The 15,174-nt window shown below is 63.7% G+C and carries 13 protein-coding genes; 8 read left to right on the top strand and 5 right to left on the bottom strand.

Translation table 11 applies throughout. The annotated features are described in order from the left end of the window. The first annotated feature begins 7 nt into the window (after positions 1-7). The 7 genes from fabD (at position 8) to gmk (ending at position 6,780) form a co-directional block, all read left to right on the top strand. Entirely contained in the window at positions 8-955 is a 948-nt protein-coding gene (gene fabD, locus GR328_RS14070; protein WP_160885161.1) for an ACP S-malonyltransferase, read from the top strand. 13 nt (positions 956-968) lie between these two features. Continuing rightward, the gene (gene fabG / locus GR328_RS14065; protein ID WP_160885160.1) at positions 969-1,706 is read left to right on the top strand and encodes a 3-oxoacyl-[acyl-carrier-protein] reductase; all 738 of its coding nucleotides are present in this window, start codon (positions 969-971) and stop codon (positions 1,704-1,706) included. Between the two features lie 235 nt (positions 1,707-1,941). Next, positions 1,942-2,178: an acyl carrier protein gene (locus GR328_RS14060; RefSeq protein ID WP_009764365.1), complete on the top strand. Its 237-nt coding sequence runs from the start codon at positions 1,942-1,944 to the stop codon at positions 2,176-2,178. A 66-nt stretch (positions 2,179-2,244) separates the two neighbouring features. Further along, positions 2,245-3,507: a beta-ketoacyl-ACP synthase II gene (gene fabF, locus GR328_RS14055; protein ID WP_160885159.1), complete on the top strand. Its 1,263-nt coding sequence runs from the start codon at positions 2,245-2,247 to the stop codon at positions 3,505-3,507. Positions 3,508-3,602: 95 nt separating this feature from the next. Continuing rightward, complete coding sequence (gene mltG, locus GR328_RS14050; protein ID WP_160885158.1) at positions 3,603-5,009, top strand: endolytic transglycosylase MltG; 1,407 nt, start codon at positions 3,603-3,605, stop codon at positions 5,007-5,009. A gap of 228 nt (positions 5,010-5,237) precedes the next feature. Then, positions 5,238-6,125 carry a YicC/YloC family endoribonuclease gene (locus tag GR328_RS14045; protein ID WP_160885157.1) on the top strand — a complete coding sequence of 296 codons (888 nt, stop codon included), beginning with the start codon at positions 5,238-5,240 and terminating at the stop codon, positions 6,123-6,125. Continuing rightward, complete coding sequence (gene gmk / locus GR328_RS14040; RefSeq protein ID WP_160885156.1) at positions 6,115-6,780, top strand: guanylate kinase; 666 nt, start codon at positions 6,115-6,117, stop codon at positions 6,778-6,780. The genes GR328_RS14045 and gmk overlap by 11 nt, the downstream gene beginning before the upstream one ends. Here the strand turns inward: gmk and rsmA are convergent. From rsmA to lptF, 5 genes are read right to left on the bottom strand one after another with little or no spacing between them, the layout of a single operon-like run. After that, positions 6,777-7,634 carry a 16S rRNA (adenine(1518)-N(6)/adenine(1519)-N(6))-dimethyltransferase RsmA gene (gene rsmA, locus GR328_RS14035; protein ID WP_160885155.1) on the bottom strand — a complete coding sequence of 286 codons (858 nt, stop codon included), beginning with the start codon at positions 7,632-7,634 and terminating at the stop codon, positions 6,777-6,779. The two genes, gmk and rsmA, sit on opposite strands and share 4 nt — an antisense overlap. Then, a complete protein-coding gene (pdxA, locus tag GR328_RS14030) occupies positions 7,631-8,644 on the bottom strand; it encodes a 4-hydroxythreonine-4-phosphate dehydrogenase PdxA (protein ID WP_160885154.1) in 1,014 nt (337 codons plus the stop codon). Before pdxA ends, rsmA begins: the two co-directional genes overlap by 4 nt. Positions 8,645-8,646: 2 nt before the next feature. Further along, complete coding sequence (locus GR328_RS14025) at positions 8,647-11,169, bottom strand: LPS-assembly protein LptD (protein WP_160885153.1); 2,523 nt, start codon at positions 11,167-11,169, stop codon at positions 8,647-8,649. A gap of 36 nt (positions 11,170-11,205) precedes the next feature. Continuing rightward, entirely contained in the window at positions 11,206-12,291 is a 1,086-nt protein-coding gene (gene lptG, locus GR328_RS14020) for an LPS export ABC transporter permease LptG (RefSeq protein WP_160885152.1), read from the bottom strand. A 2-nt stretch (positions 12,292-12,293) separates the two neighbouring features. Beyond that, on the bottom strand, positions 12,294-13,454 hold the full coding sequence (gene lptF / locus GR328_RS14015) for an LPS export ABC transporter permease LptF (RefSeq protein WP_160885151.1): 1,161 nt from the start codon (positions 13,452-13,454) through the stop codon (positions 12,294-12,296). Between the two features lie 188 nt (positions 13,455-13,642). Between lptF and GR328_RS14010 the strand changes: the two genes are divergently transcribed. Next, positions 13,643-15,133 carry a leucyl aminopeptidase gene (locus GR328_RS14010; RefSeq protein WP_160885285.1) on the top strand — a complete coding sequence of 497 codons (1,491 nt, stop codon included), beginning with the start codon at positions 13,643-13,645 and terminating at the stop codon, positions 15,131-15,133. Positions 15,134-15,174: the final 41 nt, after the last annotated feature.

The raw sequence follows: 15,174 nt of genomic DNA, 5'->3' as shown, positions 1-15,174 counted from the left end.
GCTCCCGATGAAGCGCGCATTCATTTTCCCCGGTCAGGGAAGCCAAGCCGTGGGCATGGGCAAGGCCCTCGCCGACGCCTTTCGCCAGGCCAAGGCCGTGTTCGACGAGGTGGACGAGGCTCTCTCGCAGAAGCTTTCCGCGCTGATGTGGGACGGTCCCGCCGAGGAGCTGACCCTCACCGCCAACACCCAGCCGGCCCTCATGGCCGTGAGCCTTGCGGCCATGCGCGTGCTGGAAGCCGAGGCCGGTCTGGACCTGAAGGAACATGCGGCCTTCGTCGCGGGTCATTCCCTCGGCGAGTATTCGGCGCTGGCCGCTGCCGGCAGCCTCTCCATCGCCGATACGGCCCGTCTCCTGCGGATCCGCGGCAATGCCATGCAGAACGCCGTGCCCGTGGGGCAGGGTGCCATGGCGGCTCTTCTCGGACTCGAATTCGACAGGGCTCTCGAGGTTGCCCGCGCCGCCGCTCAGGGAGAGGTCTGCGATGCGGCCAACGACAATGGCGGCGCCCAGGTCGTGGTCTCCGGCCATAAGGCCGCCGTCGAGCGGGCAGTCGGCATCGCTCAGGAGAAGGGCGCCAAGCGCGCCGTAATGCTGGCCGTGTCCGCTCCCTTCCATTGCGCCCTCATGCAGCCCGCCGCCGACGCCATGCGCGAGGCCCTCGCCGCTGTGACGGTGAACATTCCCGCCGTCCCGGTGGTGGCCAATGTGGAGGCCGCTCCGATCACAGGCCCGGACGCGATCAGGGATGCACTGGTCCGTCAGGTCACCGGCACGGTCCGCTGGCGCGAGAGCGTGGCCTACATGGCCGCCCAGGGCGTTGAATCGTTCTATGAGATCGGTTCGGGTAAGGTTCTGACCGGACTCGTGAAACGCATCGCGGCGGGTGCCGCCGCCACCGCCATAGGCACCCCCGAGGATGTCGCCGCCTTCAAAGCTTCCCTGCAAGGATAAGAGGAGAGCCTTCATGTTCGATCTGACTGGCCGCAAGGCTCTCGTGACGGGCGCCACGGGCGGCATCGGCGGCGCCATTGCCCGCGCGCTGCATGCCCGAGGCGCGACCGTGACACTCTCCGGCACCCGCCGTGCCGCTCTCGACGAGCTGGCCTCCTCGCTGGGCGAGCGGGTCCATGTGGTCGAGGCCAATCTTGCCGACAAGGATTCGGTGGAGGCCCTCGTTCCGGCGGCGGAAGCGGCTATGGAGGGGCTCGACATTCTCGTGAACAACGCAGGCGTCACCAAGGACAACCTGTTCATGCGCATGAAGGACGAGGAGTGGGACACGGTGATCGCCGTGAACCTGACCGCGGCCTTCCGCCTCTCGCGGGCTGCCGTCAAGGGCATGATGCGCCGCCGCTATGGTCGCATCGTCAACATCGGCTCCGTGGTGGGCTCCACCGGGAATCCGGGGCAGGGCAATTATGCCGCCTCGAAGGCTGGCCTCATCGGGATGACCAAGGCGCTGGCCGCCGAGGTCGCGAGCCGCAACATCACGGTGAATCTGGTCGCTCCGGGCTTTATTGAGTCACCGATGACCGACGTGCTCAACGAGAAGCAGCGCGAGGGAATCCTCGGCACCATCCCTATGGGAAGGCTGGGGCAGGGTGACGAAATCGCCTCTTCGGTTGTGTATCTCGCCTCCGCCGAAGCCGGCTACGTGACAGGGCACACCCTGCACGTCAACGGCGGAATGGCTATGTTCTGAAGGCACTTAGCGGCGCTTGCGGAATCTGTTCGCAGGCGCCTCTCGCCTCTCGCCAGAGAGGATAAGCTTGTGTTAAGCATGAGCCCGATCACGCCAAAGGGGTTGACCGGCGCTAAAAAATGCGGCTTTGCACGGCGCAAGGTAGCCGTTTCAGCGTTGTCAGCTGAGCAGCTGATCCGATTTCGATTTTAAATCCGCCCGTTACCTGAGGCGGCAGCCACTGAGGAAGAAAACGATGAGTGACGTCGCTGATCGCGTGAAGAAGATTGTTGTCGAGCACCTGGGCGTCGAAGCCGACAAGGTGACCGATAACGCCAACTTCATCGACGACCTGGGCGCCGACAGCCTCGACACGGTCGAGCTGGTGATGGCCTTCGAAGAAGAGTTCAACGTCGAGATCCCGGACGATGCCGCCGAGACCATCGTCACGGTGGGCGACGCCATCCGCTTCCTCGAGAAGAACGCGGCCTAAGAAGTTCGCGGGCGTCGGGTGAGCCACCCGACGCCCGATTTATATTTGATGATAGGGTAGAACGTTATGCGCCGTGTTGTTGTTACAGGTCTTGGCATGGTCACGCCGCTCGGCAGCGGTGTCGATGTCACGTGGTCTCGCCTGATCGAGGGACAAAGCGGCGCGAACAAGATCACCGACTTCCAGGTCGACGATCTCGCCTGCCGGATCGCCTGCCAGATTCCCGTCGGCGACGGATCCAACGGCACCTTCAACCCCGACGAGTGGATGGAACCGAAGGAGCAGCGCAAGGTCGACCCCTTCATCGTCTATGCGATGGCGGCCTCGGCCCAGGCTCTTCGCGATGCGGGCTGGGCTCCGAAATCCTATGAGGATCAATGCGCCACAGGCGTGCTGATCGGTTCCGGCATCGGCGGCATCGGCGGCATCTACGAGGCTTCGGCCACCCTGATCGAGCGCGGCCCGCGCCGCATCTCGCCCTTCTTCATTCCCGGGCGCCTGATCAACCTCGCTGGCGGCTATGTCTCCATCGAGCACGGCCTGAAAGGCCCGAACCATGCGGTGGTCACGGCCTGCTCCACGGGTGCCCACGCCATTGGCGATGCAGCCCGCCTGATCGCGTTGGGCGATGCGGACGTGATGGTGGCGGGCGGCACGGAATCCCCGGTCAACCGTCTTTCCATCGCGGGCTTTGCCGCCTGCCGTGCGCTCTCCACCAACTTCAACGACGAGCCCACCAGCGCCTCGCGTCCCTATGATAAGGACCGTGACGGATTCGTCATGGGCGAGGGCGCAGGCGTCGTAGTGCTGGAGGAATACGAGCACGCCAAGGCTCGCGGCGCGAAAATCTATGCTGAGGTGATCGGCTACGGTCTATCGGGCGATGCTTACCATATCACCTCTCCTTCGGAGGACGGTGACGGGGCCTACCGCTGCATGTCCGCCGCCGTGAGGCGCGCAGGCATCCAGGTTTCCGAGATCGATTACGTGAATGCCCATGGCACCTCGACGCCGCTCGGCGACGAAATCGAGCTCAAGGCCATCGAGCGCATCATGGGCAACTCGGCGGACAAGCTCACCATGTCGTCGACCAAGTCGGCCATCGGGCACCTCTTGGGTGCGGCCGGCGCTGTCGAGGCGATCTTCTCGATCCTCGCCATGCGCGACGGCATCGTTCCGCCCACCATCAACCTTGACAATCCGTCCGTCGAAACTGCTATCGACCTCGTGCCGAAGGTGGCCAAGCGCAAGGAAGTCAATGTGGCCCTGTCGAACTCCTTCGGGTTCGGCGGCACCAATGCTTCCCTGATCTTCCGCCGCGTTGCCTGAGGATAGCGCTTCTACGTTACGGCTTTTCGCCATATTCCCCGCTAGGGTGTCGGAGGAGTCGGGGAAGGCCCGGCCGGCACCAGAAAAGCATCGTGATGTTCGGACGTAAAAAGAAAAGCACCCTGATCTCTGAACACGAGGCCGAGCTCCAGAATCAGGAGCAGCCGCGTCTTGCACCGCGCTCGCCGAGCGAAGCGCTCAAGCCGAGCCTGGCTCCGCCACCGCCGCCTCGCATCCGCCGCCGTCGCGGCGGGATGCTGGCCGTCATGAGCGGCCTGATGACCCTGGTCGTCGCCCTGGCTCTGGCGGGCATTATCGGCTTTACCATGCTGGAGCGGGAGGTGACCGCCAAAGGGCCGCTGCAGAACGACAAGGTGGTGCTCATCCCACGCAACACCGGCACGAGCGCGATCGCGGGCATCCTGAGGGACGAGGGCGTCATCGATCATCCGCTGCTGTTCGAGGCCTATGCGCTCATCAATCGCCAGCGCGGTCACCTCAAGGCCGGCGAGTTCCAGTTCAAGGCCGGCACGAGCATTCGCGAAGCCATCGACACGCTCGTTCAGGGCAAGGCGATCCTCCACGCCATCACCATTCCCGAAGGCCTCACGAGCGATCAGATCGTTGCTCGCCTTTACGAGAACGAAATCCTGAGCGGCGACATCGCCGAGACGCCGCGCGAGGGAACCCTGCTGCCCGACACCTACAAGTTCGAGCGCGGCACCACACGCCAGCAGATCGTCAACACCATGCAGGCAGCCCAGCGCCAAGTGCTCGATCAGATCTGGCAGCGCCGCTCCGCGGACTTGCCGATCAAGTCCCCGCAAGAGCTGGTGATCCTCGCCTCCATCGTGGAGAAGGAAACGGGCCGCGCCGACGAGCGCACCCGCGTGGCCGGCGTGTTCATTAACCGTCTCATGAAGCGCATGAAGCTCCAGTCGGACCCCACCATCGTCTATGGTCTCGTGGGAGGCAAGGGCACTCTGGGCCGGGGGATCCTGCGCAGCGAAATCGAGATGCCGACGCCCTACAACACCTATGTGATCGAAGGGCTGCCTCCGGGCCCCATCGCCAATCCCGGACGCGCTGCGCTTGAGGCCGTGGCCAATCCGTCACGGACGAAAGATCTCTACTTCGTCGCCGACGGATCAGGCGGTCACGCTTTCGCGGAAACCTACGAGCAGCATCAGCGCAACGTGAGCCGCTGGCGGCAGATCGAAAGGTCCAAGGCGGCGCCCGACGGCGACAATGTCGACCGTGTCCTCGACGCCGATGCCCCTGCTCAGCCGGCGCCGGGACAGTCCGGCGCGCTCGACGATGGGCTGAACGAGCTGCGCGGCACCACCGGCGCCGTCCGGCCAGCCGGGGTTCGCACCGTCGGCGCGAACGGGCGGCGCGCCCGTGCCTTCGATGCCAGCGAGGGCACGGAAAAGGATCCGCTCAAGAACAAGAGCTTCGACCTGACCAATCCGAAGACCGTTCCGGACCTCAAGCAGCCCTGACCCTTCACGCAGGACCGTCGCGGTCGATTTGGATATCAGCGGCATTCGAGCATCGGCCCCAAAGTGGACTTCGCTCTGGGGACCCATCCGGTATTCTCTCCCTCGAAACGAAACTCATCGTTGGGCGCAGAGTCCCGGGGCGGGAAGCGAAAACCGAATCCACTTTTTTTCACGATGCGTTATGGTCGCGCCGAATTCAGTTTCTGCGCGACGTCTGAGGATCTGTGCATGTCGATTGCAAGCATGACCGGCTTTGCCCGCGAGGCCGGTGTGACCGGCTCTTATCAATGGGCCTGGGAGCTCAAGACCGTCAACGGCCGCGGGCTTGAGGTGCGCGTGAGGACCCCCTCCGGGCTCGACGCCATCGGGGAGGAGGCGCGGAGCCAGATCCTCAAGGCCTTCGCACGGGGGCAGGGGCAGCTCAACCTCTCGATTTCCAAGACTTCCTCCGCGCCCAAGCTCCGCGTCAATCGGGAGGTCCTGCAATCCCTCCTCGCCGTCATCGGGGAACTGAACCTGCCCGACAATGTTCAACCGGCTTCTCTCGATGGGCTTCTCTCCGTTCGAGGCGTCGTGGAACTCGATGAGGATGCGGTCGATCCGGGGCAGGACGCGGCTCTGGCCGCGGCGCTCAACGACGGCGTCGGGAGGCTCATTCAGGCGCTCAAGTCCACGCGGCTGAACGAGGGCAAGGCGCTCGCCGCCGTCCTGAATCAGCATCTCGACGCCATGGCTGCGCTGGTGAAAGAGGCGGAGGCCTGCCCGGCACGACAGCCCGAAGCCATCCGCGCCCGCCTCGAAGCGTCGATCGCGGAACTCATGGACGGCAAGACCTCCCTCGATCCGGCGCGTCTTCATCAGGAGGCGGTTCTGATCGCGGCGCGTGCCGATATCCGCGAGGAGATCGATCGCCTGAGCGCGCACGTCGATGCCGCGCGGACTCTTTTGCGGGAGGGTGGGCCGGTCGGGCGCAGGCTCGACTTCCTGGCGCAGGAATTCGGTCGGGAGGCCAATACGCTCTGCGCCAAGGCCAATGATGTGGCTCTCTCCAGGATCGGGCTTGAACTGAAGGCCGTTATCGAGCAATTCCGCGAGCAGGTTCAGAATGTGGAGTGATGCGGTGAGCCAAGATTCGAAGCCTCTCGTCGGTCGTCGCGGCCTTATCCTCATCCTGTCCTCGCCCTCCGGCGCCGGGAAGACGACGCTCACCCGCAGCCTCGTGGAGGAGCGCGCAGGCGCTCTGTCCATCTCCGTCACCACGCGCCCCAAACGGCCGTCCGAGATCGATGGAAAGCACTATCACTTCATCGATGTGGAAGAGTTCAAGGCGCTGCGCGATCGCGACGAACTCCTGGAATGGGCAGAGGTTCACGGCAACTTCTATGGGACGCCGCGCAAGCCGGTGGAGAAGACCCTCGCGGCTGGTCAGGATATGATCTTCGACATCGATTATCAGGGCACGCGCCAGGTCCGCCAGAAGCTGCCGGACGACGTGGTGACCGTTTTCATTCTGCCTCCGAGCTTCAAGGAGCTGAAGGCTCGCCTTGAACGGCGGGCGGAGGATGCGCCCGAAGTCATCGCCAAGCGCCTCGCCAATGCGCGCGTTGAGATGGAGCGCTGGATCGAATACGACTACGTGATCGTCAACGAGGATCTCGACCAGTCCTTCCAGAGCCTGAAGGCCATCCAGGCGGCGGAACGCCTCAAGCGCGATCGTCTCGTCGGCCTGCAGGAATTCGTCGAGGGGCTGCTCTCGGAGCAGGTCGGCTAGGCCTTGGCGCGCATCGCATCGAAGGCGTTGGCCAGAGACACATAGCCCTCCACTGGTACATTCTCGGCGCGGGCCGTTTCCTCCAGCCCGGCGGCGGCGATGATCGCGGCCGGATCGGGCGTAACCGCCTTCAGACTCTGGCGCAGCATCTTGCGGCGCTGTCCGAAGGCGGCCCGGGTGATCGATTCCAATGCGCCGATCCGGCAGGGCAGAGGCGAGACCTTCGGTGTCAGATGGACGATGCTCGAGGTGATTTTCGGCGGCGGCACGAAGGCCGAGGGCGGCACGTCGAAGAGAATGCGCGCATCGGTGCGCCAGCCGCAGAGCACGCCGAGTCGTCCGTAATCCTTCGGATCGTCCTCGGTCGCCACGATGCGCTCGGCCACCTCGCGCTGGAACATGAGGGTCAGCGACGACCACCAGGGTGGCCACTCCTCGCCCGTCAGCCAGCCGGTGAGCAGAGCCGTTCCCACGTTGTAGGGCAGGTTCGAGATAATGCGCACGAGCCCACCGCCGACCCTGGGGCGCGGATCGAACTCCAGTGCATCGGCTTCGATGACTTCCAGGCGTCCCGGATAGTAGGCGGCAATCTCCGCGAGGGCAGGCAGACAGCGGCTGTCGCGCTCGATGGCAACGACCTTCTTCGCGCCCGCGGCCAGGATGGCGCGGGTGAGGCCGCCGGGACCGGGTCCGACCTCGATGATGGTGGCATCCTCCAGCGGGCCGGCTGAGCGGGCAATCCGGCTCGTCAGATTGAGATCGAACAGGAAGTTCTGACCAAGTGATTTCTTGGCCATGAGGCCGTGGGTGCGGACGACCTCGCGCAAGGGGGGGAGGTTGTCGATCTGGCTCACGGCTTCTTCGCCCTTGCGCCGAGGTGTCCCGCCAGCTTGATGGCGGCCATGAGGCTGTCGGGGCGCGCGATGCCTTTGCCCGCGATGTCGAAAGCCGTGCCGTGGTCTGGAGAGGTGCGGACGAAGGGCAGGCCCAGCGTCACATTCACCGCTTCGTCGAAGGCTATGGTCTTGATCGGGATGAGCGCCTGATCGTGATACATGGCCAAGGCTGCATCGTAGCCCTTCCGCGCCCGGGCGTGGAACATGGTGTCGGCCGGGAACGGACCAGCAGCGGCGATCCCTTCGGCCCGGAGGGCCGCGACTGCCGGCAGGATGACGGCCTGATCCTCCATGCCCATCGCGCCACCCTCACCGGCATGCGGATTGAGGCCCGCCAGGGCAAGGCGCGGATCGGCAAGGCCGAAGCGCTCCTTCAGCTCCCGTGCCACGATGCGCCCCGTGAGTACGATCAGCTCCGTCGTCAGGGCGGCAGGCACGGACGAGACGGGAATGTGGACAGTCACCGGCACCACCGCGAGTTCCTCGCTCCAGAGCATCATCACCGGATGATAGGTGTTCCCGTCCTGTCCCGCGAGAGCTGCCAGGAACTCCGTGTGTCCCGGGTGCCGGAACCCGGCGTCGTAGAGCACGTGCTTGGCGATGGGATTGGTGACGACGGCGCTGGCCTCGCCCTTGCGGACAAGCTGGACGGCCGTCTCGATGGATTCAATCACCGAAGGGGCCGAGGCGGGATGGGGCTGTCCCGGCTCGGCGGATACGCGCTCTTTGAGCGGAATGACGGGCAGAGCATGCGCAAAGGTGGACTCGATCTGCGATAGCTCGACAGGCATCACGGGGACGTTCCATCCCAGGATGCTGGCCGTTCGTTCAAGTTGCGCAGGATCGGCCAGAGTGGCGAAGGGAGGCAGGGCATCCCGCTCGCGGCAGAGCCAGGCCCGAAGGGTGAGTTCGGGTCCGATCCCGGCAGGATCGCCCTGGGTCAGAAGGAGAGGGCGTTCGAAGCCCATCGCTAGTTCGCTACACCTTCTTCGGAGGAGGATCCGTCGATGTTCTGGGTGATCGCAGCCGCGCCCAGGGTTCTCAGTTCCAGGCTCAACATGACCGTGTGATTGCGCTCTCTCTCGCCTGAACTGCTGGTGGTGAGGGAGCGGGGCTTCATGATGTACCGCAGCGAGAAGGTCGTGCACTCGTCGATATAGCCCACACCGAGGGACATGGAGCTGACGAAGGCACGCTCGATCGGGTTATCGGCATAAGCCGCAGGGTTCTCCTCTTGCAGCAGGTAGCGGTCGAGATCCACCAGCACCGAGCCTGACAAGCTCCAGTTCGGAGTCAGGTTCCAGGTTGCCGAGCCGAGGAGACCCTCGCGGCGACGGGTGAAACCGATCTCCGGCTGGGCGTCATACCGCGCATAGGTCAGCGATGTCGAAAGCGGCAGGTAAGGATTGAAGTTCGCGCGGACGCTCGCCTCGAGCCGATTGACGTTGAAGTCCTCCTCGTCGAACCGCGCGCGGGTCACGAAGGAGAAGTTCCTGTTCGGAGAGAACTGCACGCGGCCGACGTAGTCGGATGCGCGCGACTCGAGGCCGGAATCGAGACCCACATTGGCCAAATCGCCTTGACGGTACGAGTTACGGCCTGCGACCTGATAGGATTGGCCGAAGAGCGCGCTCGCATAGAAGTCGTCGGCGCCTGTGACCGTGTACTGAATGCCCATATTTGCCCGAACACCGCCCTCGGCGCGATCGTAGCCGGAGAACTTGTCCCAGTCGAAGAGGGAGGTGTCGTCGAAGATCAGGCTCTGCGCATCCTCGTTTGGAAGATTGCCGATCTTGGTCTCGTTGGGACGGGCGATGATCTGCGCGATCGGCTCGATGACCTGTCGCCCAGACGTGCCGAGGTCGGCAACGAAGGGATACCGGTATTCAAGGCCGACGGCCGGGGTGGCGCGGAAGAGGTAATCGTCGTCGCCCGTGATATAATTGCTGAGTTTGGCGTTCTGATATCCTTCCAGATCCGGGGAGACCCAGAAACTATCGGCGCGGAGATAGGCGAACGGCGTCCAGACCTGCCCGACGGGATCGATGAATTCCCGGCGCCAGGAAGCCATGACCGACGCGCGGGACATGGAGCCGCTGGTACCGCGAACCAGGCAATCCTCCGGATTGAACTCCTTGCAGGTCTGGTAAATGCCGAACAAGGAAGTCCTGTTCTTACTCGATAACGGTTCGAACTGTGCCGCCTCGCGGGTAAGACTGGTTACATTCACGTCGAGGGCGAACTCACCGCCGATGCCCGAGGGCGTAAAACGCTTGTTATAGTCCAGAACCGGGTGGACGACCGGCTGCTGCTTCTGCCAATCGCGGGTGGACAGGCCCTGGAAATAATAGCCGCGCACGTCGAAGAACGAGCGATCCCCCTGACCCTGCAGGTAAAGGGTCGAGACCGCCTCCTTCAGATAGAGGGCGCTGAGGCTCTCGTTGCGGATGCTGTAGTTCTCGAGGAACCACTTGTCCGACACGAGGGTGATGTCCCAGCCCCATTTCCAGCGCTCGTTCAGATAGAACTGGCCCGCCGTTTCCAGGGAGCCGCGCCAGTCCCGATCCCCGGCGCCCCGAGGGCTGGGGAGGAAAGCATCGGGATCGAGTTGCGAGATGCCCGCAACGCGGATGTTGTAGGCGCCGGTCTCCAGCCGGTGGCGCCACTCCGCCTCGCCGAGAATGCCTTGACGGGTCAGGAAGGTCGGAGCGACCGTCAGGTCGTAATTCGGGGCGATGGCCCAGAAGAACGGAATCTGGGCACCGAAACCGAGTGTATTCGATGCGACGTAGCGGGGCGCGAGGAAGCCGGTCTTGCGCTTGACGGTGGGGTCCGGCGTCCAGAAATAGGGCAGGTAGGCAACGGGCAGGCCGAGGATCTCGAGAGTCGCGTCCTCGTAGTAGATCGTCTGCTCGCTGTTGTTGTGGATGATCTTCGCGGCCTTGACCTGCCACAGCGGCGGTCGCTCCGGGTGCTCCTTGCAGGGCTCGCAGGCCGTATAGGTGCCGCGCTCGAAAGTGGTCGTCTCGCCTGCCGCCCGCTCGGCGCGGGGCGAGGAGAAGCGGGTCGTGACCGGCCGGCCGTTCTCGACCGTGGTCTGAACCACCCGCAGGGAATCGATGAAGCCGTTCTTGAAGTCGTCCGTCAGTTCGAATCGGTCGCCCGTGACGACGGCGCCACTGGAATCGGTAAGGCGGGCATTGCCCTCCGCATGGACGCGACCGGTATTCCGGTCATAGGTGACCCGGTCGGCCTGGAGCGTCCTGCCTTGATAGTTCATCTGGACGTCGCCCGAGGCGGAAATCGTGTTTCTGTCGTTGTCGTAGATGATTTCCTTGGCGTCAACGAGCAGCCGATCCTGGCCCGGGTTCGACTGCAGGCGCGAGCTGATGGCCTCGTTGAGCGATTGGGCAGGCGCAGGCGTGGACCCAACGGCGCAGAGAAGTGCCGTTGCGACCGCAGAGGTTGCGATCGTTGTCTTGAGCCGTTGCATCCTCACTCCTCAATCCATGCCTTATATGAGGGCGGCTTAGCCGTCCTCTTGGTGTAATAACGCCAAGGTCCCTAATAGACTGCCTACAACGGCAGGGAACCAGGCGGCAACAACCGAGCTGATGATTCCGGAGGCTCCAAGCTCCGCCATTAGCTCCGTGGCGACATAAAGCATGAACCCGGCGGCAACGCCACCCAGAACCATCAACGCTACACCGCCAAATCGGAAGAATCTTAACGACACAGATGCGGCCACGAACACCATGGCGATGAAGAGCAGGGGACGGGCCAGGAGAAGGTCGTAATGGAGCTTATAGGCGGTGGTGTTGATCGCCGCCCGCTCCATGCGCTGGATGGTCTCGGGGAGTTCCCAAAACGGTATGGAATCGGGTGCGACGAAGCTCTGTCTCAGCTGGGACGGCTGCAGATGGGAGGCGATCAGGTACTGCTCGTGATTCTCCGGCTCTTCCTCTGCCGAAAGGACACGGGCTTCCCTCAGCTCCCAGAACCCTTCGTGGAGTGTGGCCTCCTTGGCTTCGATGCGATGGGTGAAGCCCCCCTCCAGGTCGAATGTATAGACGGTCACGCCGACCAGGGTCGCCCTGTCCGTGCGCGACCCCTCCGCCCGGAAAATGGCATGCCCATCCTGGCTTTTCTGCCGTAACCAGATGGTTTTGCCGGAGGCCTGCGTCGTGCGCGAGAAAATTTTGGTTTCCAGGGCCGCAGCCTGCTGCTTCAGGCTGGCCGAGACCGGATTGTAGGCGGTCACCGATCCGATTCCGATGAGCAGGGCGACCAGCAATCCGGGCTGCAGGAACTGCCAGGCCGAAATACCGGCTGCGCGGGCCACCACCAGCTCGAGCTTGCGGCTGAGCTGCAGAAGAGCCGCCATGCTGCCGAAGAGCACCGCAAAGGGCATGACCTGCTCGGCGATGGCGGGGGTGCGGAACAGCGTGAGCCGCGCAATGAGCCCCGGCGTCGCGTTCTGGGCATCTCCCGCACGGCGCATCAGCTCCACGAAGTCGATGGTGTAGACAAGCGCGAACACCGTGACGAAGACGATGAAGATCGTCTTGATGAACTGGCGCGCAAAGTAAAATCCGAGAGTCCGGCCGATCAGCATGTTCAAGCCCCCTGGGCGGCCGTCTTCCGCGACGGATGTAGGCCGCGGAGGACCGACCGGATCCTGGCGGAGATAGCTCGCATCCTCGCTCCTTGGAAGATCAGAAAGAGGCAGAGAACGATGCTGCCTAAGGGGATTCCATAGACTGCGGCGATTGCTGCAGGCGAGCGGACCACGGCGCTGGAGGCGGCAAAACCCAGAACCCTGAGCAGGACGATTCCCGCGATGGCTGTCGCGATTGCCAGCCCGCGCCCCTGTCTGGTGGTGCGGGCCTCTCCCAGAGCGGCGAAGGCAACGATCATCATGGCCAGGGGATAGAGCCAGGACGACAGCCGGTCATGAAGCTCGGCCCTGAAGCGGCCCGGCTGGACCTTGTAGAGAGGGTCGCTCGTATCAGGGAAAAGGAGCTGCATGGTGCTGCGCTCGCGCGGCTTGTAGACGACATCGCCGCCCTCCTGGTTGAAGGCCGCGAGATCCACCGCATAGCGTTCGAACGCAACGATGGAGGAATCTTTGCTCTGCGGATCCTTGCGCTGCACGCTGCCCTTCTCGAGCACGAGATAGGCCTGTCCGTTCTGTTCGACGGTCTGTCCGCGTTCGGCGAGATAGACGATGGGTTTGGTCTTGTCGCGCTGGTCTTCGATGAAGATGCCGAGCAGGGCATCTCCCGACCTCTCCCGGTAGTGGAAGGTGATACCGTTCTCCAGCGATATGAACTGCCCCTCCTTGGCCATGGTCGCCACGAAGTCCGCCCTGATCCGCGTGAACAGCAGGCGCAGCTCCTGGAGGCTCGCCGGCATGAGGTAGAGAGAGATCATTCCTACGGCGAGGCTGATGAACAAGGCCAGCGCCAAGAACGGGCGCAGCAGACGTTGCGGAGCCATGCCGCCTGCGCTCATGACGATCAGCTCGGAATCGCCGTTCAGCTTGTTGAGGGTGTAGATTGTCGCCATGAAGAGGGCGACCGGCGCGATGACGCTAATGAGCGCCGGCAGTGAGAGGCCGGTTACTGTCAGGAAGATAAAGAGGGTCTGCCCCTTGCCTGTCAGCAGATCGAGTTCGCGCAGAGCTTGCGTGATCCAGATGACGCCCGTCAGGGCGATCAGACACGCGGTAAAGGCGCTGAATGCGATTCTCAGGATGTAACGTTCGAGAAGTGTCATGGAGCCCTTCACCCCCGGGCAGGCAGTCCGGGGTTACCTTGTCGCCCGGTCTTAAGGCAAGACGGCCGTTTTCAACAGCCCGAGATTGCGCCTATTTCACGGCGAGGCCCTGCATGCCCTATATGATGCCGGTCACCAAGAGCGCCGCCCCGAATCCGGCTCTCGTGCAGTCACACCAAGAGGGTTTCATGGCCGACAGCTTCAAGATCGACTTCCAGGCGCACGGCAAGGTCGAGTCCGGCGATCTCATCGTTTTCGTCGGAGATAATCTCAAGCCCACGCCGACGGTTGCCAAGCAGATCGGCCCAAAGGCTGTCGATCTCATCGCCAAGGCAGCGGCGGCGGAGAACTTCAAGGGCAAGGCCAAATCCGCCATGACCATCGTCCTGCCGAGCGGCCTCTCGGTCGACCGGCTGATCGTGATCGGCGTCGGGGGCGAGAAGGACAGAGCAGAGACGGATTTCGTCCAACTGGGCGGGCTTATCTCCGGCAAGACGAACGGCAGGAGCGCGACTGTCGTACTCGATCTGCCCGGGATCGATGTTTCGCCCGAAGCCGCCGCCGACATAGCCCTGGGCGCCCAGATGCGCCGCTACAGTTTTGACCGCTACAAGACCAAGAAGGACGACAATGGGCAGAAAGGCACCATCCGGCTCGCCCTAAGCGTGGCCGATCCGGCTGCCGTCAAGAAGGTCTACAAGGCCCACGAGAGCGTCCTGCAAGGTATCACGCTCGCGCGCGATCTCGTCAACGAGCCGCCGAACGTGCTCGGGCCCCAGGAGTTCGCGGCACGCGCTCAAGCTCTTGCCAAGCTCGGCGTCGAGGTGGAAATCCTCGACGAGAAAGCCATGAAGAAGCTCGGCATGGGCGCTCTTCTGGGGGTAGCTCAGGGCTCTGCGCGCGGCGGCCGCGTCGCCATTATGCGCTGGAACGGCGGCAAGGCCAACGACAAGCCCATCGCTTTCGTCGGAAAGGGCGTGGTGTTCGATACCGGCGGCATTTCGATCAAGCCTGCGGCCGGCATGGAGGACATGAAGGGCGACATGGCGGGGGCGGCCTGCGTCGTCGGCCTCATGCACGCTCTCGCAAGCCGCAAGGCGAAGGCGAACGTGGTCGGAGCCATTGGGCTCGTGGAAAACATGCCTGACGGCAATGCTCAGCGCCCCGGCGACATCGTCACCACCATGTCGGGCCAGACCATCGAGATCATCAACACGGATGCGGAGGGCCGCCTCGTGCTGGCCGACGTGCTCTGGTACGTGCAGGATCGTTTCAAGCCGAAATTCATGATCGACCTCGCGACCCTGACCGGGGCGATCCTGGTGGCGCTCGCGCATGAATATGCCGGGCTGTTCTCGAACAACGACGAACTCGCCGAGCGTCTCGCCGCGGCAGGCAAGGCGACGGGCGAGCGCGTGTGGCGCATGCCCATCGGGCCGGAATTCGATAAGATGATCGAATCCAAGTTCGCCGACATGAAGAATGCCGGCGGACGCCTCGGCGGTTCCAGCACGGCGGCGGCGCTGCTCCAGCGCTTCGTCAACGACACCCCCTGGGCGCATCTCGACATCGCGGGCACGGCCATGGGCTCGCCGCAGACGGAGATCAGCCGCGGCTGGGCTTCAGGCTGGGGGGTGCGCCTCCTCGACCGCCTCGTGCGGGATCACTACGAGGGTTGAGACTTTGGATGATGGTGGGATCGCGTCATAACGAACGCCAT

The organism is Microvirga makkahensis (assembly GCF_009830105.1).
Lineage (GTDB): Bacteria > Pseudomonadota > Alphaproteobacteria > Rhizobiales > Beijerinckiaceae > Microvirga > Microvirga makkahensis.
Note: the sequence above shows the minus strand (reverse complement) of the source record. Positions and strands in the feature narration are given on the sequence as shown.